This is a genomic window from Lentisphaera profundi (assembly GCF_028728065.1).
Taxonomy (GTDB): domain Bacteria; phylum Verrucomicrobiota; class Lentisphaeria; order Lentisphaerales; family Lentisphaeraceae; genus Lentisphaera; species Lentisphaera profundi.
Genome location: NZ_CP117812.1, coordinates 313,372 through 339,086, shown reverse-complemented (window position 1 = coordinate 339,086; position 25,715 = coordinate 313,372). Strand labels below are relative to the sequence as shown.

Genomic DNA, 25,715 nt, shown 5'->3' with positions numbered 1-25,715 from the left:
ATAAGTATAAGTTTTAAGGTAAAGCCATGTCAGTCCCTATAAATGAACTCATCACCCGTTTTCAAAAAGAATTAGATGCGACCACCAAAAAAGGTCACCCTGAACCCACCGCCATGACTCTCTCTACGGTAAGTGAAGCGGGCGCTCCCACCTCTCGAGTGGTCTTACTCAAAGCTTTCGATCATCGTGGCTTTGTATTTTACACGAATCTCACCAGTAGAAAATCAAAAGAAATATCTTTAAACCCACAAGTCTGCATTAATTTCATGTGGCACAATATTTCTAAACAAATTCGTATTGAAGGCAGAGCACAACAAGTCAGCAATGAAGAAGCTGATGCTTATTTTGCTACACGTGCAAAGCAAAGCCAAATTGGAGCCTGGGCAAGTAAACAGTCTTCAGAGATAGAGGGCAAAATGGATTTTGAAAAACGCATTGCCAAATACACTTTGAAATTCGCTGCCAGCAAAGTCCCTCGACCAGAATTTTGGTCGGGTTTTAGAATTGTCCCAACAAAATTCGAATTCTGGCAAAAACGCGATTTTCGTCTTCATGAACGTCACGTATTCACTCCTACTGATGAACAAAATTGGCAAGAAGTTTGCCTTTACCCGTAATCAATTGGATTAATTATGTCTGATAACCCCCATTTATACATTTTAGAGCATCATAAATTTCAGCTCTTAAAAGTATTAAATGAGGGTGAATTTCACCTCGTTGCCTTAGTTAAAAATCTCGAAGGCATCAATCTTGAGCTGCAATTATACATCCGCTCAGATCATACAAGTGCCATGCTTGATCGCTTTGATGTAAAAGTCAAAAGACAATATAAGTTCAAAGAAAGGTTCACTTTACCCATTGCAGCTTACGCCTGCCATGACAAGTACACAATACTCTGTTATCGACAAGTCGATAGTTACGCCCTTATCCCTGGATTTGGTTTTCACGATCAAGAGTATGCTAGTGATGACTTCGAAGCGATCTTTAATGCTCTTGAACTCATAGAATCGGACTTAGAAAAAGAACCCTCTCTAACGCCCTTAATCCCTGGCTTAAGATTAATAAAAACTAAAAATGATTATTCGGTGAGATTGCGAATCCCTGGTGCAAGCCCCGTTCATCAATCTATCATCACACAGAATAAAGCTGACTTACTTGACTTATGCCCCTCAGATAAACTCACTCCTACTGAACAATTTTTTCTTTTCCGCAATCGTTTATTGCTCTATTTTATTTGCGGCAAAGCCAAACCAATAGAATTTCGTAGCCTTTATTCATTAAGCCCTGCCATGAAAAAACTCTTTCAGGCGATCAAAAAAAATCCGAAGAATTGTCAGCTAAGCCTTCACGAAATCTATGCTGATTTAATTCGTATTGAAAAGAGACGAAAATTAATCAAGATTGGGATCTCAACTTTTTTACTGCTCTTTATCCTTGCCTTCATTTTTAAAGACAGTTTCTTTCAATCGACTTGGTTGGGCGATATATACGATCCGCCCCTAGAAGAAAAAATTATACTTAAAACCAAGGAAAATTCGCCGAAGAAATTCAGTGAAACTGCACTAAGTAATGAACAGCAAGTCATCCAAAACCTAGTGGAACTTGGCTATGCACAAAAAGCTACACTGCGTCAACAACTCTCGCGCCCTTTCTACAAAAATGACGCCAACTTTCAAAGCTTTAGTTTTGAGATAGAAAATCTTATTAGTCAAAATTTTAGTCACTCCCTACAAGAAGCCAAACGAGCCATGGAAACTCAAGCATTCGATCGTGCTGAGCAAATTTTAGCCTCCATCAAGATTAATTACCCTAAGCACCCGAAACAACGAGAACTCGATAACCTAGCCGTCTCCATTCCTTTCAAACGTGCCCAGAGCCAACAACAGCAAGTCAAAAAGAAGATTCTTGTCGAACAAGACATCCCATCACTCGAAGCTGTGAAAAGTGCATATAAAAAACGCTTAATCAAGCCCTTGGAAAATTTAAAATCTATCTATGATTTAGCCAAATCCTATGAAGATGAAATAGAAAATAATGATCTCAGACACCTTTTGCGCTGTGAACGTCTGTATGCCAAAGCCGAGTATCAACTCTTCTATGATGCCATTAAAGAAAAGAACCTACAAGGAGCTACTGCCTTCTTAGCTCGCCATTTTCCACAATATAAAACAGTTAAAAAAATCACTCCCTACGGCTTTGATCTCGATGATGGTTCACAAGCTTCATTTACTTTTTTTAATGAAGAACAAATCGCTGACCTCTTTATGACAAATATTAGCAATAGCGAGAGAAAGAATATCAATATGGCGCTGTACTGCTATAAACATAAGCTTAATGAACTCTTTCAAGCATTTAGTGCTCAGGTGAAAGATCCAAAGAATCAAAAATTACTGGAATTTATTCTACGCAGCGTCAAAGTACGTGAATCACTTAAGCAGCAAAATATCGTGGAGAGTTAATGAGCGCCCATTTACTAATTATTGAAGGTCCCGAACCCGGAAAAACCATCCCCCTCAATGAAGGTATTCAATTTATTGGCCGCGACGCTAATACTGACATCTGTATTGACCATCCCTCCATTTCAAAAATCCACGCCTCTATCGATCTACGTAATGATTCATTAACACTTTCTGATTGTGATAGTACCAATGGTATTAAAGCTAATGGCGAAAAACATAAACAAGTCAAACTAGAAGACCAAGAAACTTTTCTGATTGGAGACATCCTCATACGTTTTATAAGTGGATCAGATATAAAAGAGACTCTTGCGGATTTCGCAAATCGCATCCCCATACTTCGTAGCGAAATAAAGAAAATTATCGTGGGACAAGATGATGTCGTCGGTCAAATCCTTGCCGGTATCTTTGGTGGAGGTCACTGTTTACTCACTGGCGTCCCAGGCTTAGCCAAAACCATTACAATTAATTCTATTTCGAAAGTCTTAAATCTCGATTTTAAGCGCATCCAATTCACACCCGACTTAATGCCTAGTGATATAACTGGGACAACTATCCTTGATGAGGATGAACAAGGCCGAAGATCTTTTAAGTTTGTGAAGGGCCCTATTTTCACTCAATTATTACTTGCTGATGAAATCAATAGAACCCCACCAAAAACTCAAGCAGCTTTGCTTGAAGCCATGCAGGAAAAACAAGTTACTGTGGGCGAAAAAACTATGCAACTCCCCTCTCCTTTTATTGTTATGGCAACGCGAAATCCTGTAGAACAAGAAGGTACCTATATTCTTCCTGAAGCACAATTGGACCGTTTTATGTTCAACATAAACATTGATTATCCTACTCAAAACGAAGAAGAAGAAATCTTACGACGTACCTGTACGCCTAATTCTTATCACCTAAAACAAATCTTTCAGGCACATGACATCATCCGCTTTAGAAATGCTATTGAGCGCATCGAAACCTCGCCTTTAGTTATATCGTATGTCACGTCTCTTGCGCGGGCCACACGTCCTGGCACAGATGACTGTCCCCCTGAATTAAGCGAATTAATTGAATATGGTGCCGGCCCCCGTGCAGGACAATACTTAATCCGTGGAGCTAAAGCTTTTGCTGCCATGGAAGGACGTAGTTTCACAACATGCGCCGACATCAAAAAATGTGCCGTACCTGTCTTACGCCATCGTATTTCCCTCAGTTTCAAAGCACAAGCTATACGTATAAATGAAGATGACCTCGTCCATAAACTTTTAGAGCTTATTCCCGAACCAGAGATTCCTCAATTTGTATAAAATAATCCTAAAATCAAGTATTAGATTCTTAATATTTTTTAGTACATTAAATATCTCATTGCTACCGGCCCAAGAAAAAACGATAGACTTAAAGGATCTCAACACATCCTTATTACCCGCTATCTGTGCCCATTATGATGGTAAGGATTATACAAAAACTGATTGTCTTAATATTCTTCGTCAGTACCTACTGTATTACTCAGGAGCCACCAGTGATGCCAACACGGTAGAAAAATTTACCCACTCAGCTCTTACACAGTACTTTTCCTTTCAAGCTCTTTTTGAATTGAGCCGAAATGCAGGCTTCTCTGCTGACATAGACGAAGCCAAGAAATTTTATGAAAACTACTCTAGTCGTCAGAATCCATCCAAACTTATCGAAGAATTAAGCTTACTCAAACTGAGTAAACAAGAAATCGTTCGCTCCATTTACGAAAAACAAACGATTCAAAATTACCGTAAAGAACTTTTTAAGTCTGAGCTCGTCGGCGAGGCCGAGGCTATGCTTTATTATTATGATAACCCACAAACATTCACCCAAGAACCAGGTATTACATGCCATGTATTTCAACTTGATAGCCCTCTCAGTACGCCCTCATTACAAAGGGTCAACCAGCTGATAAGGCAAGGCCTAGAAGCCTCCAAGGCACTCAAACAGCAAAACGGTAAGTTCAAAACCCTAGCAGATCAATTCGTAGGAGATATTAGCCATAAGAAATCGGAATTATCTACACTATCAAAGGCCCCACTTCAGCAGTTCTATTTAATAAAAAATCCTGCAGGACACTTGCTCTACTTTCCCTTCAAGAGAATTGAGCAATCGCAAATAGCTTTTGAGCTCCTCAAAGAAAAAATCATTAACTCAATAAAAAGCCATCGTGTGAATAAACATCTTAGCAAAGAAATTTCGCAACAACTAAATTTAAACTCCTACCAATTATTTATAGATCCATAATTGCTAGAAACGCAATTCCAGCTTCCTCAATTCTGCATCCGTTGCCCAAAGCAACTGATGCGGATCAAAATCTTGATAGATTGTTGGCTTTACAATTTCAAAATATGGCGAGACATCAAAATCTCTCGGAGCGAATAAACTATGATGACGAATATGATAAAGCTCACGATTCTCTTCATCTGACTCTCCATCTTCGCCAGCATTTAAACGCTCTGGTAAAATAGGGTATTTAACTGACTGAAATGCTAATGCTATTAAAGATGAACATATTGCTCGTGTAGGGTCACCACTCCCTAAAGCCAATAACTGGCGTCTCCATTTACTCGGAATGGGAGGAGGATGTAAAAAATAACGAGCTAAATCAAAAATATTCTTTAAATCATACTGATAACCTAGACGATCAATCAAAAATTGCTTTAAATCACTTAATTCATCGGGTGTAATCCCTACTGGCCGACAAATCCGCGTATGATAAGAAGTATACTGGCTAATAGGCACTGCTCGCACCCCTTCTACTACATCTGCTTCAATCAAAACAGCCTTTTCCTCTCCCTCTGCTTCTAAACCACAGTCTCCTACGTAAATAGCTGAATGTGACCATGTCGACTGGGTAATATATTTAATCGCCGAACTAAAACGGCTACTGCCTTCCACTAAGAGAACATCTCCTGGTTTTAGGGTTTCTTCTAAGAGCAGGGGATCACAGGTCGACAAGTGCCTGCCCCCTAGTCGTTCTTTGGCTAAATAGCCCGCGATCGACTCACCTATTTTCTGCATTAAACCCATTAAATTCACCCTTATAAATCTATCATATCATAATAAAGCTTGTGCATGAGTAATAAGCAAAAGAATATCTATTCGACATCGCATAATTATAAAAAAAACGAGCAGACTTAAATTAGCTTATCATAGCTGACCTAAATCTACTCGAATTGGAGCCCTTAAGCCGTACTTATTAGTCAGCTGATAAGAATATACCTTTAAGGTTCATCTGTAGTCCTTCAGGGTTATTCGCAAAGCCCAGAGCGGCTTCTTCAGTAATTTCACCCGAGTTCACTAATTGTAGCAAGCGCTGATCAAAGGTAAACATTCCATATTCACCACCTTTAGCAATGGCACCACTAATATGATCTACTTTATCATCGAGAATGAGTTTTTTGATGTAGGCAGTATTAATCATAACCTCATTACATGGAACCATTCCTCGACCAGAAGCGCGGGGAACAAGACGCTGACAGACAATAGCGGCTACATTTTCAGCAAGTGATTTCCTTAGAGCTGCGCGAGCTGCCGCAGGGAAAGTATCTAATAAGCGATTAATTGACTGTCCCGCATTAGCTGTATGCAGAGTAGAAATAACCATGTGACCCGTATCTGCTGCATGAAGAGCAGATTCAATTGATGTAACATCTCTCATTTCACCAACAACAATCACATCGGGGTCCTGACGAAGTGCATATTTTAAAGCGGCCTCGAAAGAAACCGTATCAATACCTACTTCTCTTTGTTCAAAGATACTATTTTTATCTTTAAAGTTGTACTCAATCGGGTCTTCTACAGTGATAATATGACGATTCATACTGGTGTTCATGTGCTCTAACATACAGGCCATCGTCGTAGACTTACCAGAGCCCGTTGTACCCGTCACTAAGATGATACCACGTTCATATTCAGCAATACGCAAAATGATTTCGGGTAAGCCTAGGGCTTCTAAAGGCGGCACTTCACTTTTCACATGACGAAAAGTCATGGAGAGTAATCCGCGTTGACTATGAATATTTGCACGGAAACGACCCGCATTATCTTCATCGAAGGCAAAGTCTGAGTCACCTGTCTCAAGATAAAGATCCAGAACTTTTTGTCCTGCAAGTTCTAGAATCGCGGTACTTAAGAATTCATAGTCCGGAATAAAACCATCTGAAATCTCAAAGAGACCTCCATTCACACGCAAGGCAATTGGACTGCCTTCTCTAATGTGCCAATCCGAGGCTCCTTCTTGGACTCCAGTAACTAATATTGAGTTGAGTTTTGACGTTGGCATGTTTGACACTCCCAGGTAATTAAACAAATAAAATTAATATCTATATGAAATTACCGCAAGCATCATGAGTTTAAAAACAAAAAAGCCGAATTTACGTAAGTAAACTCGGCTTTTTTAGGATAGATGAAGGACTTAGGCGTTAATACCAGTGATTTTCACTTCTGTAAACCACTGACGATGACCTTGAGTTTTCTTATATCTTTTACGACGTTTCTTTTTGAAAACGATAAGTTTCTTGCCTTTAGCTTCATTTACAATTTCAGCTATTACACTTGCGCCTTCTACAAGGGGTGTTCCAAATTTTGCGTCGTCTCCGCCTAGGGCGAGGACTTTATCGAAAGTGTATGCAGCGCCTGCAGTTTTGAGGCGTTCTACGCGAATGACATCACCTTCACGAACGGTATACTGCTTGCCGCCTGTCTCAATAATTGCGTACATGTTTAAAAATTCCTTAAAAATTATATTGGTCTCTAGTTAAATCGGGACTGTCTTCTGACAAAAGAGTGGTGACTATACCGCAAAGTCATATCCTTGCAAGTAGTATTAGAGCTTTATTACAGAAGAATCTATTCAAACTCAATTCCGCCCGATAATACTTATATTATCACTCAAGTGAAAGGAGGAATTATCAGCAACTCTCTGTTTAAGCTGCGGGATCATATCTACAGAAAAAGCAGACTCCAAAGTCACATCAACCCCACCTTCTGCATTCTTCATCCATTCCACTTTAATGTGACCATGAACAGTCTTAATACGAGCACGAGCCCAATCCATCTTATCTAGTAAAGGATTAAAATAGATCTGTTCGTAGCCCGGTGCTGCTGGACGAATCCCCGCAACTTCATTAATCAAAAACTGCGCTGCACCACAACCAATGCCATGACAAAGGCTTGTCGTCTCTTTTGAAAAAGCTACATCTGGGTCATAAAACTCTGGCCAAGTGCTCAACTCATCCTCAATCATTGCACCCCAATAATAACGAGTAAGATCAAAAGCCCAAGATCGTAAATTAATATTTGTCGCCGCCTGAACAACCATATCAAATAAGAAGGGAGACTTAGGATGTAGAAAGTCGAGCTTCAGATAAGGCGCCTCTGCAAGCGTTGCCTGATTCAAGAAATCATTTAGGGAATTTGTCGGAATAATCCCTGCGTTCATCGCTAAAAAATTACTCTCCACTGAATAACTACCGCACTGCTGACCACCCGAAGACCAATCTACAAACAGATTTCTCTCAGCATCCCAACATAAACTGCGAAGCTTTTTACTGATGCGCAACATTTTATCACGAGCACTCTGAGAATCTTCCTCCAAATCCAAAAAGGAGTAAACCCAAGATGATGCAGACAACATCCTTAAATATAGGCAATTAAAAGACGTGAAAATGGTATTTGGAGCCATAGGCGCATCATCCGGTATCATCGAAGACAAAATCGCAACGCTGCCAGTTAATAACTCATCCTCATTCTCAAAAAAAGAATAGTAGTTCACTACTTCTTTGAGAGTCGACAAAAGTATCTCTGCGGTCTCTAGATCATTGGTATGGAGCAAATATTGCTGAAGCCATATAACCCAATACATACTTGATTCACCAAGAGTATAAAAATATGAACTAGGATAGACAGAAGGAAGCTCACCTGTCTCATACTGACCCCGAGAAAACTCTATTAATGAATTTTTAGCTTGATCATATTGGCCCGTCGCAGTCATACTATAAATAGACTGAAGAGCCGCATCACGTAAAAATTGCGCACGCCTACCACTAGGAGAATCCATATAACTGTACTCTGAACAAGAGCTCAAAGTACTCAAACTACGTTGCCACGTAGAATTGAGAGTCATGTCTGGACATTCAAATTTCGTGCCACTAGACTCAGGCGTCTGAAGCGCTAGCAACTGCACGTCATTAATATTGATATCAAAATTAGCTGCCGACAAAATAAATACATAGCGAAGTCCTACTGGAAAGAAATCCTCCCAATTATTAGATCCCGCTTTTAATTTAATATGGATAGCTCGTCGACCATGAAGAGGATGCAATGAGCGTGGAATACCGTCATTAAAACTTTCTGCAAAAACCAAAAACACATCGCTATCTTGTGGCGTATCAACCGAAAGCCTCACACAACCAGAACGTATATCTTGCAGATCATAACAAAGATACTGATTCGGTGCTAATGTAATCGTCTTGCTTCCTTCCTCTACAAACTCTTCCGCCTTAAAACTACAGGCCTGAAGAAACATAGAAATATCTGCGTAAGGATTATGAGCCACGGGTACAAAATTTAATAAATTGAAATTCAAAGACCCAGCTAAATTAGGAAAAGGTATATTAAGTGGCCCGGCAAGGAGGTGCCCCTGATCCGAATCATCATCTCTTTGTATATAAGGGATCGCTTCATCACGTGATAGGCTAACAAAGTTCAAAGCTAACAGACGACTATGATCATCGGCATAAGACAAGACTCGAAGTGAATTCCAACCCTTCTTCAGCTTAACTGAGCACATAGGCTTTAAATCACCACGTTCCATTGCCGACATTTCTTTATGCCAACGAGGATCTGCATCATTAATAAAAGACTGGGAACCCTGCTCATTAATAAGGTAACCATTAACAAAAACTTTAAACGCACTATCTGAAAAAGTTAGAACCTCTGTGTGAACCTCATCTGCGACGTAAAAATAGGACGTGGCAACATAAGCACCGGGACCATCATAAATCGTGGAAAAGTCTATATGCATTGATGGTATGACTTGATCATATAGACCCAATGCGCGAATCTTTGGAAAAGGAGTCGATGCACTCTCAAAAAGAAGCTGACTGAAAGAATTAAACTGAGCAGCTTCAGCTTTCTTTAATACAACTGCCTGCTCATTAATCTGAGATTTCCCTGAGAAAAACTCTTGTAAGTGATGAGAGCGTAAATCAAAAGATTGCACTGAAAGGCAACCCGCTGAACGACGCGGTGCAGCATCAAGTATGTGAGTCGCAGGAGCTGCTTTCCAATCTGAACCTGTTGCAAAATGCTCATTTTCATCGATGAGTATTTGAGCCCAGAAACCTTTCGGCATCGTTGCACGACTATATAAAGAGAAATCAGGAGCTGCGACAAGTACAGTAATATTATTTTTGCCCGATTGAAGAAGAAAAGTAATATCAAGGTAATTGATACTAAAATTTCCATGTGAACTTGGGTGAGGGCCATAAGTGAGGTGCATACCATTAACATATACATGGGCAAACTCACCGACCGAAAACCAGAAATCCGCCGAAGAAGGTATTTGCGTGAGATAAAATTCATAACTTAATATACACTTATTTGATTTATCGGATCCCCAAATCCAACTGCCTTCGAATATATTCGGGTAAGGACTTTGCTTCATAAACACTCCAAATTTTAATATTTTATGGCTCAATATAAGCTTAGAGAAAAAATATAAACCCTTGAAAACAAAGATTTTTTATGAAAAACACTTGAACAACAGCCAAACTTATGTACTTTCCCCGACCTTTTGACCGGACGATCCAGTCTTAAGAGATCTTATAACCTTTAAACCCAACGAAGTTTAGCACCATCGAACTTCGAGATATCATATATGGAATTCATTAATATTGAAGACATGCCAAGCATGGAAGAATTGTTTGGCTCAGTAGAACTTAGCACTAGAAATTACCAAGAAGGTAAACTTATCAAAGGCGTAGTCGTTGATAAAAGAGACAACGGTGCATTAATTGACATTAATTATAAAGCTGAAGGTTTTGTTCCTTCAGATGAGTTTAAAGATTGGGACTCAGTAAAAATTGGTGACGAATTAGAGGTTTACCTCGAAGCTTTAGAAGACGAAAACAGCATGCCACAGATTTCTGTTGCACGTGCAGAACTCGAAAAAGCATGGTCAGGCCTCCTCAAGAACACTAACGAAGGCGACCTTATTAAAGGCCTCGTTAAGTATCGCGTAAAGGGTGGTTTAATTGTAGACGTTGGCGTTGAAGCCTTCCTCCCTGGATCACACATTGATATCGGTCCAGTACGTAACTTAGATGATTTCCTCAACCAGGAATACGAATTCAAAGTACTCAAAATCAATCAAGACAAGAACAACATCATCATTTCACGTCGTGAACTTCTCGAAGAAGCACGTGAAGAACAGAAAGATGCTCTTCTTAAAGTAATCAAAATTGGCGACATCCTTCCAGGTACAGTTAAGAACATCACCGACTTCGGTGCTTTCATTGACTTAAACGGAATGGACGGCCTCCTCCATATCACAGATATGAGCTGGGGACGTATTGCCCATCCATCAGAAATGCTTGCAATTAGTGACACAGTAGAAGTCATGATCCTCGACATTGACGAAGAAAAGAAACGTGTTTCTCTCGGACTCAAACAAAAGAGCGCAGATCCATGGAAAGCAATTGCTGGCCGCTACCCACTAGGTAAAAAGATCGCAGGTAAAGTTGTTAACATCATGCCATATGGTGCTTTCATCGAACTTGAAGACGGCATTGAAGGTCTTATTCACGTAAGTGAAATGAGCTGGACTAAGCGCATCACTCGCGCTAGTGACGTTCTTATGATCGGCGAAGAAGTTGAAGCCATCATCCTCGACATCCAAGAAGACACTAGAAAGATCTCACTCGGTCTTCGTCAGACTCAAGACAATCCTTGGGAAGTTATTGCAAAAGATTACCCAATTGGCTCAATCGTCAAAGGTAAAGTTCGCAACCTAACTACTTACGGTGCATTCGTTGAAATCAAAGATGATATCGACGGTATGATTCATATCTCTGATATGTCTTGGACTAAGAAAGTTAACAATCCTGCAGAAGTACTCAAAAAAGGTGACGAAGTCGAAGCGAAAGTTCTCGATATCGATCCTAACGAGCAACGCATCTCTCTCGGTATCAAGCAACTCAGCAATGATCCTTGGGATGACATCGAAGCAGTTTTCCAAATCAACTCAACTACTAAAGGTATCGTAACAAAAATTACTGCCTATGGTGCATTTGTTGAACTTGACAACCAAATCGACGGCCTCATTCACATTACTCAACTTAGCGATAGCAAAGTAGAAAAAGTGAAAGACGTTATCAACGTTGGTCAAGAAGTTGAAGCGAAAGTTATCAAAATCGACCAAGACGAGCGCCGTATCGGCTTAAGTCTTAGATCAAAACCAGTCAGAGTTCCAATCCAAAGCAACAACGAAGCTCAAGGTAGCTTTGGCGGCATTGGTGACATCTTTGACTCGGCCCTAGAAGGCCTTGATTCAGACAAATAAAATAAATTAATATAAATTGAGTGAACCATTTGTAAATATTTTGCAATAAAGTATTATTGGTTCGCTCAATAAGCCTTCGTAGCTCAGCTGGTAGAGCGCGTCCTTGGTAAGGACGAGGTCGGCGGTTCAAATCCGCTCGAAGGCTCCACTTGAAAACAACATTAGTAAGGAAAAACTATCATGGCTAAAGAAAACTTCGAAAGAACAAAGCCACACCTTAACATTGGTACAATTGGTCACGTTGACCATGGTAAAACAACTTTAACTGCCGCTATCTGCACTATCCTTGCTCACGCAGGCGGTGGTGAAGCTATGGACTACGCAGCAATTGACAACGCTCCAGAAGAGAAAGCTCGTGGTATCACTATCAACACTTCTCACGTAGAGTATGAAACTGAAACTCGCCACTACGCTCACGTAGATTGTCCTGGTCACGCTGATTATGTTAAAAACATGATTACTGGTGCTGCTCAAATGGACGGTGCTATCCTTGTAATCGCTGCTACTGATGGACCTATGGCCCAGACACGTGAGCACATCCTTCTTGCTCGCCAAGTTGGTGTTCCTTACATCGTAGTATTCGTTAACAAAGCTGATCAAGTTGACTACGACGAAGAAATGCTTGAACTCGTTGAAATGGAAGTTCGTGAACTTCTTTCTGAATACAAGTTCCCTGGTGACGATCTCCCAGTAATTCCTGGTTCTGCACTTAAAGCTCTTGAGTCTGCTGACTCAACTTCTGATGATGCAAAATGTATCATGGATCTTATGGCTGCAGTAGATAAATACATCTTAGAGCCAGAGCGTTCTGTAGATAAACCATTCCTTATGCCAATTGAAGATGTATTCTCAATTGAAGGTCGTGGTACTGTTGTTACTGGTCGTATCGAACGTGGTATCATCAAAGTAAATGATACAGCTGAAATTGTTGGTATTGTTGACACTGCTACTACTACTATCACTGGTGTTGAAATGTTCCGTAAGCTCCTCCAAGAAGGTCGTGCTGGCGAAAACGTTGGTGCACTCCTCCGTGGCGTGAAGAAAGAAGACGTTCAACGTGGACAGATTCTTTGTAAGCCTGGCTCAGTGACTCCTCACACGAAGTTCGAAGGTCAAGTCTATATCCTCTCTAAAGATGAGGGTGGCCGTCATAAGCCTTTCTTCGCTGGTTACCGTCCACAGTTCTACTTCAGAACGACTGATGTAACAGGCGTTATCCAACTCGAAGATGGTCGCGACATGGTTATGCCTGGTGATGACCTCACTATCACAGCAGAACTTATTCAGCCGATCGCTATGGAAGAAACACTTCGTTTCGCTATCCGTGAAGGTGGCAGAACAGTTGGTGCTGGCGCTGTAACTAAGATCATCGCGTAGGTCACTATAATGGCACGCGAAATTGTAACTCTTCAGTGTACTGAAACTGGCGAAAGAACTTATTCTACTACTAAAAACAAAACGAACACTCCAGGTCGTCTTGAGAAGAAAAAGTTTAATCCAAAAGTTCGCAGACACACACTGTACAGAGAGACCAAGTAAAAATTTAAAACTGCAGGGGAGTAGCTCAGCTGGTAGAGCATCGGTCTCCAAAACCGAGGGTCGCAGGTTCGAACCCTGTCTCCCTTGCCAGTTTTTTTTAAGTTAATCTGAGGAATAACATGTCTAATCCAGTTAGAAAAGTAAGTAAGTACACAATTGATGTCGTAGAAGAGCTTAAACGCTGTTCATGGCCAGGTAAGTCAGAGTTGGTTCAATCCAGCATTTTGGTTTTAATTACCTGTATTTTACTTGCTATATTTGTTCAGTTCGCTGATCAGATTCTTCAGACGCTTATAGAATTAATCTAAACCGTCTTTTTCATCGGTAACTTAGGTAATAAAGGAATCACATAAAAAATGGAAAAGCCCGGTCAATGGTACACGCTTCAATCTCTTTCAGGGAAAGAAAATAAGGCTCGCTTAGATTTAGAACGCCGCGTTGAACAAGATTCAATGCAAGAGTTCGTCTTAGAGGTTTTACTTCCTACCGAAAAAGTGACCACTGTGCGCCAGGGTAAGAAGATTACCCAAAACAGAAAGTTCTATCCCGGTTACCTTTTTGTCAATGTTGACCTAATTGATGAGAACGGGAATACTAGAGAAGATGTCTGGCATTTTGTTAAAGATACATACGGCATTATTAATTTCTTAGGTGGCGATCGCCCTGTACCTCTTTCTGATGAAGAGATACAAGAGATCAGGCGCAAGCTTGAAGTCACCGAAGATGTTGCTAAACCTAAAATTGAATATACCGTTGGCGAAATCATCAAAATCAAAGAAGGTCCTTTCGAAAGTTTCGAAGGCACTGTAACTGAAGTAGATGCAGATCGTGGTAAACTTCAAGTATCTGTTATAATCTTTGGTCGTTCAACTCCTGTGGATGTTGAATATGATCAAGTAGAAAAAAACGAATTCGACTAGGTCCTTAGTCAATTTAATTATCTGTTAAGGGAAGGATATGGCTAAAAAAGTAAAAGGATACATAAGACTTCAAATTCCAGCTGGCAAGGCGAACCCGGCTCCTCCAGTGGGACCTGCGCTTGGTGCTCAGGGTGTGAACATTATGGAATTCTGTAAAGCATTCAACGCTCAAACTCAGAGCGAAGCAGGAATGATTATTCCTGTTGTTATTACAGTATTTCAAGATCGTTCATTCACTTTCATCACCAAATCGCCGCCCGCACCTGTACTCATTAAAAAGTACGCTGGTTTAGCTTCCGGTTCACAAAAACCCGGCTCTGGATTTGTAGGAAAAATTTCAATTGATCAACTTAAAGAGATCTACGGAATTAAGAAAAACGATATGAAAGCTAACACAGAAGATGCCGCTCTAAGAATGCTTGCTGGTACAGCAAGAAGTATGGGCGTGGAGGTTGTAGGATGAAGCGTTCAAAACTTTATAATGCAAGACTCGAAAAAGTAGACGTCAACAAGGCTTACAGCTTTCAAGATGCTTTTGAAACTCTCAAAGCTCTACCTGCTGTAAAATTTGATGAATCTGTTGATGTAGCTTTTCAGTTAGGTATTGACACTAGACAACCAGAACAAAACGTTCGTGGAGCTCTTTCGCTTCCTAACGGTACTGGTAAGAATGTCACAGTTGTGGTTATCGCTGATGGTAATAGCGCAGACGAAGCGAAAGCTGCGGGTGCTGACTATGCTGGATACGATGAAATGATTGCAAAAATTAAAGATGGCTGGCTTGATTTTGATGTACTTATTGCGACTCCGTCTGCAATGTCAAAAGTACGTACTTTAGGTCGTGTTTTAGGACCACGTGGTTTAATGCCCAATCCTAAAACTGGCACAGTTACAGATGATGTAGCTGGAGCTGTAAAAGCTTCTAAAGGTGGTCGTGTTGAGTACCGTGCTGATAAAGGCGGCGCTACTCATGTACTCGTAGGAAAACTTTCCTTCGATGCTGACAAGCTCACACAAAATGTACAAGCAATTGTAGAAGCAATTCTCAAAGCTCGTCCATCATCTACTAAAGGCACTTACGTTGTCAACTGTACAGTAAGTAGCACAATGAGCCCTGGTCTGAAAATTGACCTTAAGGACTTGGTGTAATCATGAGACAAGAAAAAACTATTCTAGTGAATCACATCCAATCAATTTTGGATAATTCTAATAATTTCTTTCTTATCTCGTACATGGGACTTAATGTTTCACAACTCGAAGAACTCAAAAATGAGCTCAAAGGGCATGAAGCAACTTTACAAGTTCACAAAAATACGCTCATTAAGAAAGCCGCTGAAGGTAAACCTTACAGTGACCTTACTAACTTAGAACTTACTGGCGGCACAGCTATTGTATGTGGTTCAGGCGAACCAGCTGATGTAGCCAAAACTATCAAGAAATTTGCTAAAGAAAATGATGTTGTATCATTCAAAGCAGCTTTTGTAGATGGTGAAGTACTAGATGCAAACACATCCGCTACAGTCGCGGATATGCTCACTAAAGATCAAGCCCGCGCTCAATTGCTCGGACTACTCAATCAAGTGCCTACAAGCCTTGTTAGAGTTCTTAATGAGAAAGCAGCTACTATTGTATACGTTCTTAACGCAATTGTCGAAAAAAATAAATAAAGGATTAATAACATGTCTGAAGTTGTATTATCAGAAGCACACGAAGCACTCGTCAAATCTATCGAAGAAATGTCAGTACTTGAACTCACTACACTCGTAAAAGCTCTAGAAAATCGTCTCGGCGTATCAGCTGCTGCTCCAGTAGCTGTAGCTGCTGCCGGCGCTGCTGCTCCTGCAGAAGCTGCTGAAGAAAAGACAGAGTTTGATGTTATGCTTGCAGCATACCCTACTGACAAGAAAATTGCAGTAATTAAAGTTGTTCGTTCTGCAACTGGTCTTGGTCTTAAAGACGCAAAAGATCTTGTAGAAGCTGCTCCTAGCAAGATCAAAGAAGCTGCTCCGAAAGAAGAAGCTGAAAAAATCAAAAAAGATCTTGAAGACGCTGGTGCAACGGTTGAACTTAAGTAATTTAAGTTTAAACATAGCATAAAAAACTCACAGTAGGGACCGGTCCATCCGGTTCCTACTTTTCTTATTTTAAACCATTAAGCCCGTGCAAGGTTACAACTTATGGCAATTCGTCAAAACTTTGGAAAAATTGAAGAAGTTATCGATACTCCAGATTTGATTTCTGTTCAGCTTGAATCATTCAGAGAATTTTTACAGGAATCCACTAATCCGGATAACCGCGAACATAGAGGTCTCCAAGAGACGTTCAAAGAAATCTTCCCGATTAAGAGCTTCGATGAAAACTGTATTTTAAATTTCGTCAAATATGAAATCGGCATCCCAAATGTCGCCATGTATGACTGCCTCAAGGATGGCGAATCCTACCAAGCTGGTCTTCACGTTACTTTCGCCCTAGAAATCAAAGACGAAACAGGCAAATCCGAAGTTTTTGAAGAACGCGTATTCATGGGTGATATCCCAGTAATGACTCCGCGCGCAACATTCATCATCAATGGTGCAGAACGCGTAATCATCAGTCAGCTTCACAGAACTCCTGGTATCTGCTTCGAAGCAGGTAAATCCACTAGTAACAAAACACTTTTTTCTTTCAGAATTATTCCAGACCGTGGTTCATGGATGGAAGTCCAATATGACAACCATGACCTCATTTATATTTTCATGGATCGTCGTCGCAGACGTCGTAAATTTTTAATAAGTACTTTTTTACGCGCAGTTTATAGCGACAACAATTACGACCTACTCGATTGCGTCTATGGCGTACAAAACGTAAGTGTTGCTTCACTCGCAAAAGACGAAAGCACTTTAGCTCAAAAAATTCTTGTTGATGACATCGCTGACGAAAACGGTGCACTAATTGCTAAAACTTTAGAGCCTCTTTCATCTTCAATTCTCGACCTCGTAAAAGATGCTGGCGTGAAAAAGCTTGATATTGTTGATACTACCGAACTCGGTACAACTTTCATCACAAACTTAGAAAAAGATCCTACGACTAATCGCGAAGATGCTCTTAAGTACATCTACAAAAAAATGCGTCCTGGTGATCCAGCAAATATTGATAACGCTCAAGGCCTATTAAACCGCCTCTTCTTTGACCAAAAATCATACGATTTAGGTAAAGTTGGTCGTTACAAGATTCAACAGCGTTTACGTAATGCTTTTGATGGTGCACAATTCCAATCAAAAGAATTACCTTTACCAAGCGATGAACGTACTTTAACACCTTCAGACATGGTCGCAGCAACTATCACTCTTATGAAAATCAAAAATACTCATGGTAGAGTTGATGATATTGATCATTTGGGTAGTCGTCGTGTTCGTACCGTTGGTGAACTCGTTCAAAACCAATTCCGTTCAGGTCTAAGTCGTACAGAGCGTTTAATTCGCGAACGTATGACTCTTTATGATAAGAACAGCACTACAATCATGCCTTCAAAGCTTATCAACCCGAAAGCATTGCAGAGCGTAGTTCGTGACTTCTTCGGTCGTTCACAGCTTTCTCAATTCATGGATCAAACAAATCCTCTTTCCGAACTCACTGCAAAACGTCGTTTATCTGCTTTAGGACCAGGTGGTCTAAGTCGTGAACGTGCTGGTTTTGAAGTACGAGATGTTCACGCTTCTCACTACGGTAGAATTTGTCCTATTGAAACTCCAGAGGGACCAAATATTGGTCTTATCTCTTCACTTGCGTGTTACGCAAAAATCAATCCATACGGATTCATCGAAACACCTTACCGCAAAGTTATTGATGGTAAAGTGACTGAAGAAATCGAATACGTAACTGGTGATATTGAAGAAGATTTTGTTATCGCTCAGGCCAACACTAAACTGAATGACGACAATACTCTTGCAGAAGACTATGTTCTCTCACGTACTGAAGGCGATTCTCTAGAAGCTGAAAAAGATAGAATTACTCACATGGACGTCAGTCCAAAACAGTTGATCTCCCCTGCTACAGGATGTATCCCCTTTATTGAGCACGATGATGCAAACCGTGCACTCATGGGATCAAACATGCAGCGCCAAGCAGTTCCACTCTTAATACCTGATTCACCACTTGTTGGTACTGGCATGGAAGCACTCATTGCCAAAGGCTCTAGAGCTGTACTTACTGCAAGAGCTGACGGTATTGTTGCAAGTTCTGTTTCTGATAAGATTATCATCACTGCAGATGGTATCCTTAAAAACGAAGAAGATCTCAAACCTGAAAACATTTACCCTCTCTATAAGTTCATGAGATCAAACTCATCAACTTGTATGAATCAAAAACCAATTGTTAGAGCTGGTGATGTTGTTAAAGCTGGCGATGTTATTGCTGATGGTTTTGGTACTGATAATGGCGAACTCGCTTTAGGTCAAAATATTCTTGTGGCATTCATGCCTTGGTGTGGTTACAACTTTGAGGATGCGATCATTATCTCTGAGCGCATGGTTCAAGATGACGTCTTTACTTCGATTCATATTGCTGAAGCAAGTATCCAAGCTCGTGACACTAAACTCGGCCCAGAAGAAATTACTCGTGACACACCTAATGTTGGTGAAGAAGCACTTCGTAATCTCGGTCCAGAAGGTGTAATCCGTTTAGGTTCTGAAGTTGGTCCTGGTGATATCCTCGTAGGTAAAATCACTCCGAAATCTGAAACTGAATTAGCTCCAGAAGAACGTCTTCTACGTGCAATTTTCGGTGACAAAGCTGCAGATGTAAAAGATTCATCTCTTTATGTTGCATCAAGCACAAATGGTATCGTAATGGATATTCGCGTTGATCGCAAAATCGATCCAACTAAAGCTGCCGTTACTAAGAGTGACCTCAAACGCAAGCGTAAAGAAATTGATGCTGAATACAAAGTTCAATACAATGAATTCCTTGAAGATTTAGCTGAAAAGCTAGGTGCGATCTTACTCGGCTCTAAACTATCCAATGATATCGTATCAAAAGATGGCAAAGAAACCATTATCGTTCCTGCTAATCGTAAGATCACTAAAGTTCTTCTTAGAAAACTTTCTGCTCAGCACGACAACTACACAATGGTTGATTCACCTGCAAAATCTCAGATTGACGAAGTTATGGATAACTTCAAACCTCGTCTCAATGACATTCGTCTCCGTAACACAGAAAAAATCGATCAACTCGATGACGAAGATGGTCAAGAGCGCGGCGTCATCAAATCAGTTAAGGTTTACATCGCTTCTAAGCGGAAAATCTCAGTTGGTGATAAAATGGCTGGTCGTCACGGTAACAAAGGTATTGTTTCTAATATTGTCCCAAAATCTGACCTCCCTTTCATGAAAGATGGTACAGTTATCGACATTATTCTTAACCCACTCGGCGTACCTTCTCGTATGAATGTTGGTCAGATCCTTGAAACTCACTTGGGTATGGCTGCAAATCGCATGGGAATCAAGATTACTACACCAGTATTCGATGGTTGCCCAGAGTCAAAAATTAATGACATGCTTGAAGAAGTTGGTTATGATCGCGATGGTAAGGCTCGTCTCTATGATGGTCGCACTGGCGACAGCTTTGATCAGCGTATTACAGTTGGTATGATTTACATGCTTAAACTGGATCACCTTGTTGTTAATAAAATTCACGCACGTGCCGTTGGACCTTACTCACTCGTTACTCAGCAGCCTCTTGGCGGTAAAGCTCAGCACGGTGGTCAGCGTTTCGGTGAGATGGAAGTATGGGCACTCGAAGCTTACGGTGCCGCGTATACACTTCAGGAAATGCTCACAGTTAAGTCTGATGATGTGGAAGGTAGAACTCGTATATATGAGTCAATCGTTCGCGGTGACAACACTTTAGTAGCCGGCTTGCCGGAATCATTTAATGTATTAATGAAAGAGATGATGAGTCTCTGTCTTGATATTCGTCTTAGAAAGGAATAGGAACTAATATGGAAAACGACATTCGTAGAAAATTGTTCGCTGATGCCGGATCACGTGGCGGAACGAACTTCTCGCAAGTGACAATCAACCTGGCTAATCCCGACACCATTACTTCCTGGAGTAAGGGCGAAGTAAAAAACCCTGAGACAATTAACTACAGAACATTCAAACCTGAAAAGGGTGGTTTGTTCTGTGAGAAAATTTTTGGTCCAACTAAGGACTGGGAATGCTCATGTGGTAAATTCAAACGTATTAAACACAAAGGCATTATCTGTGACCGTTGTGGCGTTGAAGTAACTAAAGCTCGCGTTCGTCGTGAGCGTATGGGTCACATCGATCTCGCTGTGCCTGTTACTCACATTTGGTTCTTCAAATGTATGCCTTCACGTCTCGGTATGGTTCTTGATATGACTGCACGTAACCTCGAAAAAATTATTTATTACGAGGATTACATCGTCACTAACCCTGGTGACACACCACTTCTTCCAAAGCAGATTCTTACTGACGCGGAATACCGTGAAAGTAAAGAACTCTATGGTGATGATTTTGAAGCTTCTATGGGTGCATCTGCAGTCAAAGAACTCCTTTCACAAATCGTACCTGAAGATCTTTTAGAGCAACTCAAAGGTGAAATGGCTGCGACTCGTTCAAAAGCTAATCACAAGAAAATTGCTAAGCGTATGCGTTTAATGGAAGGTTTCATTGCCAATCACTCACGTCCTGAGTGGATGATTATCGAAACACTCCCAGTAATCCCACCAGATTTACGTCCATTAGTACCCCTCGATGGTGGTCGCTTCGCTACATCAGATCTGAATGACCTTTACCGTCGTGTTATTAACCGTAACAACCGTTTGAAGAATCTTCTTCACCTTCGTACTCCGGACGTTATCGTTCGTAACGAAAAACGTATGTTACAAGAAGCGGTTGACTCACTCTTAGATAATGGTCGTCATGGTCGTGCTGTAACAGGTGCATCTAATCGTCAGCTCAAATCTTTATCAGATATGCTTAAAGGTAAGCAAGGTCGTTTCCGTCAGAACTTACTCGGTAAACGTGTTGATTACTCTGGTCGTTCTGTAATTGTTGTTGGCCCTGAGCTTAAACTTCACCAGTGCGGTATTCCTAAGCAGATGGCTATGGTTTTATTCGAACCATTCATTATCCGTAAATTAAAAGATAATGGTGTAGCTCACACTGTACGCGCAGCTAAGAAAATGATTGAACGTGGTGCTCCTGAAGTATGGGACGTACTCGAGTCAGTGACTAAAGGTCACCCAGTCATGCTTAACCGTGCCCCTACTCTTCACAGACTTTCTATCCAGGCTTTTGACCCTGTATTGATTGAAGGTAAAGCACTTCGTATTCACCCACTCGTTTGTACTGCATACAATGCCGACTTCGATGGTGATCAGATGGCTGTACACGTACCGCTTTCAAACGAAGCTCAGTTAGAGTGTAAGCTCTTACTGCTTTCACCTAATAATATTCTTTCACCTGCCAATGGTAAGCCACTTTGTACGCCAACTCAAGATATGACTCTTGGTTGCTACTATGTAACTTATCTCTCTAAAGCTGCTGAAATGCGTGCAACGCATTTAAGATCTTTTGATGAGACGGCTAAAGCTTACTATTCAGCTCCAAAACACACTAAGAAAGAGAAAAGAATTTTTGACGAGTTCCTCGCAGATATGAGAACTGTTAAATGTTTCGAAAAATATAGTGATGTCCTATGGGCGCTTGAAAAAAAGAGCATCAAATTACAAGAGATTATCAAGTACAAGAATCCTAATTTCGGGCAAGACACTGCTTGGGGTGAAAAAGATCTTAAATTCATCATCACTACTGCTGGTCGTTGTATCTTTGATCAAACTTGGGATGATAGACTCGGTTTCCTCAATAAAACTTTCACCAAAAAGACTCTTTCTGACTCTATTAATGATGCTTTCGACATTATCGGTCGTGCTAAAACTGTTGAAGTTCTTGACGAACTCAAGAAAACTGGCTTTGCTTTTGCAACTAGATCAGGATTCTCAGTGGCAACTGATGATATGATTATCCCTCATGAAAAACAAGGTTTAGTTGACGAAGCAGAAATAGAAGTAGAAGAAGTACGTACTCAGTACAAAAAAGGTGTTATTACTAATAACGAACGTTATAACAAGATTATTGATATTTGGACTCACTGTAACTCACAAGTTGCTAAGAAACTTTTCCAAACAATCGAACTCAATAACGGTCAAGAAGAGATTAACTCTGTTTTCGCAATGATGGATTCAGGTGCTCGTGGTTCTAAAGACCAGATCCGTCAACTTGCAGGAATGCGTGGTCTTATGGCCAAACCTTCTGGCGAGATTATTGAACGTCCGATTCTTTCAAGTTTCCGTGAAGGTCTTACAGTACTCGAATACTTCATCTCTTCTCACGGTGCTCGTAAAGGTCTTGCCGATACTGCACTAAAAACTGCTGACTCAGGCTATATGACTCGTAAGCTTGTTGATGTGTCTCAAGATGTTGTTATCTCTGAACTGGATTGTGGTACTGCAAAAGGTATTCAAGTTGCAGCTATTCGCGTTGGTGATGAAGTTAAAGTTTCTCTTTTTGACCGTATCGTTGGCCGTGTTTCAGTTGATGATATTCATGACCCACTCGCTGAAGGCGACATGGACACTTACATGGTTCGCTCAGGTGGAGTTATAGATAAACACATTGCTAAAGATCTAGAAGATCGTGGTATTGAAGATGTGAAAATCCGCTCAGTACTAACTTGTGAATCAGATCGTGGTGTTTGCTCTAACTGCTATGGTATCCTGCTCGCAAGTGACCAAATCGCTTGTAAAGGTGATGCCGTTGGTATTATTGCTGCACAATCAATTGGTGAACCTGGTACACAGCTTACTATGCGTACTTTCCACGTTGGTGGTACAGCTTCAACTGCATACAAGCAACCAATGATTAAACCTAAATCTGTTGGTACAGTAACTTATATTGACGCACGTTTGATTGGCCAAGAAGATGGTAGCCAAGTTGTTGTCAATAAAAATGGTAAACTTGCTATTGTAAACGCTGATGGCGTTTATGAAGAAGAACACCAACTCGTTCCTGGTACTCAAGTCTTCAAGAAAGAAGGCGACACAGTTAAGATCGACGAAATGATTGCTCAGTGGGACCCGTACAATGTACCGATTATCACTGAGACTAAAGGACGTGTACACTTCCTTGACCTCGTTGATGGCGTAACTCTTAAGCGCGAAATTAACGCTGCTTCGGGCGAAGAAGAAAATGTTGTTCTTGAACACAGAGACGATCTTCACCCACAATTATCTATTGTTGACGCGGAAGGCAACATGCTTGCTCACTACTCAATGCCTAACGGCGCCCACATTATCGTTGAAGAAGGTTTTGACGTTGTAGCCGGTGAAGTACTTGCTAAAATCCCACGTCAATCTGCTAAAACGAAAGATATTACTGGTGGTTTACCACGTGTTGCGGAAATCTTTGAAGCTCGTCTTCCTAAGAACCCTGCAACTATCGCAACTATCGATGGTTACATCGAGTTCGGTCGCGTGACTAAAGGTAAGCAACAGATTAACATTAATGACCCAGAAAATAATCTTTCAGAATCTGTATTGATTCCAACTACTAAACGTATCATCGTTCACAATGGTGAATTTGTACGCAAAGGTTCAACTATCACTGATGGTTCCGTTGTACTACAAGATATGCTTGAAGTATGTGGTGCTCAAGAACTTCAGGAATACCTCGTTAACGAAGTTCAAGATGTATACCGTGCTCAAGGTGTTGAGATCAATGACAAACACGTTGAAATTGTCGTTCGTCAAATGCTTAGAAAAATCCGTATTGCCGACTCTGGTAGTACTGCTTTCCTCGCTGGCGAACAGGTTGATAAAAAAGCTTTCGAAAAAGAAAATGAAAGAGTTCTTGCCGAAGGTGGTCAACCTGCTGAAGGTGTACCGGTATTACTCGGTGTTACTAAATCATCTCTCGAAACCGATAGTTTCATCTCTGCAGCATCCTTCCAGGATACAACGCGTATCTTAACTGATGCAGCAACTCTCGGTAAGGTCGATACTCTCGAAGGCTTTAAAGAAAACGTTATCATGGGTCACCTCATTCCAGCTGGTACCGGAATTGAAGAAGCTCGCGACATCAAAGTCGTCAAAATTGGACACGTTGAAGTCGTGCCAGATATTGATGAAGATGACGAAGACGAATTCAGTCTTTTACAGTCAACAAACGAGATGCTCAGCTTAGATTAATAAATCATGGGTGTCGACTTGCAATAGTCGACACCTACACTAAACTAACGAACTTTTTTTTTAGAAATAAGTTTAAATACGAATTAAGGAATTGTTAATGCCTACTATTAACCAACTTGTAAGAAAAGGGCGCAAACGTAAAGTTACTAAAAGTACTTCACGCGCTCTTGACAACTGCCCTCAAAGAAGGGGAGTTTGCGTTCAGGTTATGACCAGAACACCTAAGAAGCCTAACTCTGCATTACGTAAAGTAGCTCGTGTACGCCTCACTAATGGCGAAGAAATTTCAGCATATATCGGCGGCGAAGGCCATAACCTCCAGGAACACAGTGTTGTACTTGTTCGCGGTGGTCGTGTTCGTGACCTTCCTGGTGTACGTTATCACGTTGTTCGTGGCGCTCTTGATTGTCTCGGTGTAGATGGTCGTGGTCGTGGTCGTTCTAAATACGGCACTAAGAAGCCGAAGAAAGGATAAGATCAATGAGAAAAAATCGCGCACCTAAGCGCCCTGTAACTCCTGACGCAAAATACAATAGTGAACTTCTTTCACGCCTCATCAACATGGTGATGGATGCTGGTAAGAAATCAACTGCTCAATGCGTTGTATACAAAGCTTTAGAAACTGTAACTGCAAAAGTAAAAGATACTGATGCAATTGAAGTTTTCTTCGGCGCTATCGAAAATATCAAGCCACAAGTAATGGTGAAAAGTCGTCGTGTCGGCGGTGCTAATTACCAAGTACCTGTAGAAGTTGGTCCTGATCGCCAAGTATCACTCGCTATGCGTTGGATGATCACATTTGCCCAAAAGAAAAAGGGTAAACCTATGGATCAAGCTCTTGCGTCTGAAATCATCGATGCCTTCAATAAAACAGGTAGTGCTGTTAAGAAGAAAGATGAAGTTCACCGCATGGCAGCAGCCAACAAGGCTTTTGCACACTACCGCTGGTAGTAGCTAGTCAATAGATCGAACCTTAGAATAGG

Annotated in this window: 21 protein-coding genes and 2 tRNA genes; 19 read left to right on the top strand and 4 right to left on the bottom strand. The window is 40.9% G+C overall.

The window, feature by feature from the left end:
* Window positions 1-26: 26 nt before the first annotated feature.
* The 4 genes from pdxH to PQO03_RS12895 are packed head-to-tail and all read left to right on the top strand — an operon-like array spanning window position 27 to window position 4,703.
* Window positions 27-617: a pyridoxamine 5'-phosphate oxidase gene (gene pdxH / locus PQO03_RS12910; protein WP_274153605.1), complete on the top strand. Its 591-nt coding sequence runs from the start codon at window positions 27-29 to the stop codon at window positions 615-617.
* Window positions 618-632: 15 nt separating this feature from the next.
* A complete protein-coding gene (locus tag PQO03_RS12905; protein ID WP_274153604.1) occupies window positions 633-2,459 on the top strand; it encodes a hypothetical protein in 1,827 nt (608 codons plus the stop codon).
* A complete protein-coding gene (locus PQO03_RS12900; protein WP_274153603.1) occupies window positions 2,459-3,748 on the top strand; it encodes an AAA family ATPase in 1,290 nt (429 codons plus the stop codon). Before PQO03_RS12905 ends, PQO03_RS12900 begins: the two co-directional genes overlap by 1 nt.
* Window positions 3,741-4,703, top strand: a complete 963-nt coding sequence (locus tag PQO03_RS12895) for a hypothetical protein (protein ID WP_274153602.1) — start codon at window positions 3,741-3,743, stop codon at window positions 4,701-4,703. The genes PQO03_RS12900 and PQO03_RS12895 overlap by 8 nt, the downstream gene beginning before the upstream one ends.
* Before the next feature lie 3 nt (window positions 4,704-4,706).
* On the opposite strand, the gene PQO03_RS12890 is transcribed toward PQO03_RS12895, so the two are convergent.
* The 4 genes from PQO03_RS12890 to PQO03_RS12875 form a co-directional block, all read right to left on the bottom strand.
* Entirely contained in the window at window positions 4,707-5,489 is a 783-nt protein-coding gene (locus tag PQO03_RS12890; protein WP_274153601.1) for a YiiX/YebB-like N1pC/P60 family cysteine hydrolase, read from the bottom strand.
* A gap of 169 nt (window positions 5,490-5,658) precedes the next feature.
* Entirely contained in the window at window positions 5,659-6,744 is a 1,086-nt protein-coding gene (locus tag PQO03_RS12885) for a type IV pilus twitching motility protein PilT (RefSeq protein WP_274153600.1), read from the bottom strand.
* Window positions 6,745-6,876: 132 nt separating this feature from the next.
* Window positions 6,877-7,182 carry a 50S ribosomal protein L21 gene (gene rplU, locus PQO03_RS12880; RefSeq protein ID WP_274153599.1) on the bottom strand — a complete coding sequence of 102 codons (306 nt, stop codon included), beginning with the start codon at window positions 7,180-7,182 and terminating at the stop codon, window positions 6,877-6,879.
* 138 nt (window positions 7,183-7,320) lie between these two features.
* On the bottom strand, window positions 7,321-10,128 hold the full coding sequence (locus tag PQO03_RS12875; protein ID WP_274153598.1) for an alpha-L-rhamnosidase C-terminal domain-containing protein: 2,808 nt from the start codon (window positions 10,126-10,128) through the stop codon (window positions 7,321-7,323).
* 213 nt (window positions 10,129-10,341) lie between these two features.
* On the opposite strand from PQO03_RS12875, the gene PQO03_RS12870 reads away from it, so the two are divergent.
* The 15 genes from PQO03_RS12870 to rpsG all read left to right on the top strand — a co-directional run bounded on the left by PQO03_RS12870 (window position 10,342) and on the right by rpsG (window position 25,683).
* Window positions 10,342-12,024: a 30S ribosomal protein S1 gene (locus tag PQO03_RS12870; RefSeq protein WP_274153597.1), complete on the top strand. Its 1,683-nt coding sequence runs from the start codon at window positions 10,342-10,344 to the stop codon at window positions 12,022-12,024.
* A gap of 72 nt (window positions 12,025-12,096) precedes the next feature.
* Window positions 12,097-12,172, top strand: a tRNA-Thr gene (locus PQO03_RS12865).
* A 32-nt stretch (window positions 12,173-12,204) separates the two neighbouring features.
* Complete coding sequence (gene tuf / locus PQO03_RS12860) at window positions 12,205-13,401, top strand: elongation factor Tu (RefSeq protein ID WP_274153596.1); 1,197 nt, start codon at window positions 12,205-12,207, stop codon at window positions 13,399-13,401.
* Between the two features lie 9 nt (window positions 13,402-13,410).
* On the top strand, window positions 13,411-13,563 hold the full coding sequence (rpmG, locus tag PQO03_RS12855) for a 50S ribosomal protein L33 (protein ID WP_274153595.1): 153 nt from the start codon (window positions 13,411-13,413) through the stop codon (window positions 13,561-13,563).
* 14 nt (window positions 13,564-13,577) lie between these two features.
* Window positions 13,578-13,653: transfer RNA gene (locus PQO03_RS12850), tRNA-Trp, on the top strand.
* A 29-nt stretch (window positions 13,654-13,682) separates the two neighbouring features.
* On the top strand, window positions 13,683-13,871 hold the full coding sequence (gene secE / locus PQO03_RS22130) for a preprotein translocase subunit SecE (protein WP_420792878.1): 189 nt from the start codon (window positions 13,683-13,685) through the stop codon (window positions 13,869-13,871).
* 48 nt (window positions 13,872-13,919) lie between these two features.
* Complete coding sequence (gene nusG, locus PQO03_RS12845) at window positions 13,920-14,483, top strand: transcription termination/antitermination protein NusG (RefSeq protein WP_274153594.1); 564 nt, start codon at window positions 13,920-13,922, stop codon at window positions 14,481-14,483.
* 37 nt (window positions 14,484-14,520) lie between these two features.
* Window positions 14,521-14,946 carry a 50S ribosomal protein L11 gene (gene rplK / locus PQO03_RS12840; protein ID WP_274153593.1) on the top strand — a complete coding sequence of 142 codons (426 nt, stop codon included), beginning with the start codon at window positions 14,521-14,523 and terminating at the stop codon, window positions 14,944-14,946.
* On the top strand, window positions 14,943-15,632 hold the full coding sequence (gene rplA / locus PQO03_RS12835; protein ID WP_274153592.1) for a 50S ribosomal protein L1: 690 nt from the start codon (window positions 14,943-14,945) through the stop codon (window positions 15,630-15,632). The genes rplK and rplA overlap by 4 nt, the downstream gene beginning before the upstream one ends.
* Before the next feature lie 2 nt (window positions 15,633-15,634).
* Complete coding sequence (gene rplJ / locus PQO03_RS12830; RefSeq protein ID WP_274153591.1) at window positions 15,635-16,150, top strand: 50S ribosomal protein L10; 516 nt, start codon at window positions 15,635-15,637, stop codon at window positions 16,148-16,150.
* Between the two features lie 12 nt (window positions 16,151-16,162).
* Entirely contained in the window at window positions 16,163-16,558 is a 396-nt protein-coding gene (gene rplL, locus PQO03_RS12825; RefSeq protein ID WP_274153590.1) for a 50S ribosomal protein L7/L12, read from the top strand.
* 102 nt (window positions 16,559-16,660) lie between these two features.
* Window positions 16,661-20,452, top strand: a complete 3,792-nt coding sequence (gene rpoB, locus PQO03_RS12820; protein WP_274153589.1) for a DNA-directed RNA polymerase subunit beta — start codon at window positions 16,661-16,663, stop codon at window positions 20,450-20,452.
* 8 nt (window positions 20,453-20,460) lie between these two features.
* Window positions 20,461-24,732 (top strand): DNA-directed RNA polymerase subunit beta', encoded by a 4,272-nt coding sequence (gene rpoC, locus PQO03_RS12815; protein WP_274153588.1) that lies wholly within the window; start codon window positions 20,461-20,463, stop codon window positions 24,730-24,732.
* A 97-nt stretch (window positions 24,733-24,829) separates the two neighbouring features.
* A complete protein-coding gene (gene rpsL, locus PQO03_RS12810) occupies window positions 24,830-25,207 on the top strand; it encodes a 30S ribosomal protein S12 (RefSeq protein WP_274153587.1) in 378 nt (125 codons plus the stop codon).
* Window positions 25,208-25,212: 5 nt separating this feature from the next.
* Entirely contained in the window at window positions 25,213-25,683 is a 471-nt protein-coding gene (rpsG, locus tag PQO03_RS12805; protein ID WP_274153586.1) for a 30S ribosomal protein S7, read from the top strand.
* Window positions 25,684-25,715 lie beyond the last annotated feature (32 nt).

Excerpts from the sequence above, each read along its gene's own strand:
- PQO03_RS12870 (WP_274153597.1), top strand. The coding sequence starts at position 10,342 with ATGGAATTCATTAATATTGAAGACATGCCAAGCATGGAAGAATTGTTT.
- secE (WP_420792878.1), top strand. The coding sequence starts at position 13,683 with ATGTCTAATCCAGTTAGAAAAGTAAGTAAGTACACAATTGATGTCGTA.
- rpsL (WP_274153587.1), top strand. The coding sequence starts at position 24,830 with ATGCCTACTATTAACCAACTTGTAAGAAAAGGGCGCAAACGTAAAGTT.
- rplK (WP_274153593.1), top strand. The coding sequence starts at position 14,521 with ATGGCTAAAAAAGTAAAAGGATACATAAGACTTCAAATTCCAGCTGGC.
- rplL (WP_274153590.1), top strand. The coding sequence starts at position 16,163 with ATGTCTGAAGTTGTATTATCAGAAGCACACGAAGCACTCGTCAAATCT.
- PQO03_RS12905 (WP_274153604.1), top strand. The coding sequence starts at position 633 with ATGTCTGATAACCCCCATTTATACATTTTAGAGCATCATAAATTTCAG.
- nusG (WP_274153594.1), top strand. The coding sequence starts at position 13,920 with ATGGAAAAGCCCGGTCAATGGTACACGCTTCAATCTCTTTCAGGGAAA.
- PQO03_RS12885 (WP_274153600.1), bottom strand. The coding sequence starts at position 6,744 with ATGCCAACGTCAAAACTCAACTCAATATTAGTTACTGGAGTCCAAGAA.
- PQO03_RS12900 (WP_274153603.1), top strand. The coding sequence starts at position 2,459 with ATGAGCGCCCATTTACTAATTATTGAAGGTCCCGAACCCGGAAAAACC.
- rplA (WP_274153592.1), top strand. The coding sequence starts at position 14,943 with ATGAAGCGTTCAAAACTTTATAATGCAAGACTCGAAAAAGTAGACGTC.
- rpoC (WP_274153588.1), top strand. The coding sequence starts at position 20,461 with ATGGAAAACGACATTCGTAGAAAATTGTTCGCTGATGCCGGATCACGT.
- rpmG (WP_274153595.1), top strand. The coding sequence starts at position 13,411 with ATGGCACGCGAAATTGTAACTCTTCAGTGTACTGAAACTGGCGAAAGA.
- tuf (WP_274153596.1), top strand. The coding sequence starts at position 12,205 with ATGGCTAAAGAAAACTTCGAAAGAACAAAGCCACACCTTAACATTGGT.
- PQO03_RS12875 (WP_274153598.1), bottom strand. The coding sequence starts at position 10,128 with ATGAAGCAAAGTCCTTACCCGAATATATTCGAAGGCAGTTGGATTTGG.
- rpoB (WP_274153589.1), top strand. The coding sequence starts at position 16,661 with ATGGCAATTCGTCAAAACTTTGGAAAAATTGAAGAAGTTATCGATACT.
- rplJ (WP_274153591.1), top strand. The coding sequence starts at position 15,635 with ATGAGACAAGAAAAAACTATTCTAGTGAATCACATCCAATCAATTTTG.
- pdxH (WP_274153605.1), top strand. The coding sequence starts at position 27 with ATGTCAGTCCCTATAAATGAACTCATCACCCGTTTTCAAAAAGAATTA.
- rpsG (WP_274153586.1), top strand. The coding sequence starts at position 25,213 with ATGAGAAAAAATCGCGCACCTAAGCGCCCTGTAACTCCTGACGCAAAA.
- rplU (WP_274153599.1), bottom strand. The coding sequence starts at position 7,182 with ATGTACGCAATTATTGAGACAGGCGGCAAGCAGTATACCGTTCGTGAA.
- PQO03_RS12890 (WP_274153601.1), bottom strand. The coding sequence starts at position 5,489 with ATGGGTTTAATGCAGAAAATAGGTGAGTCGATCGCGGGCTATTTAGCC.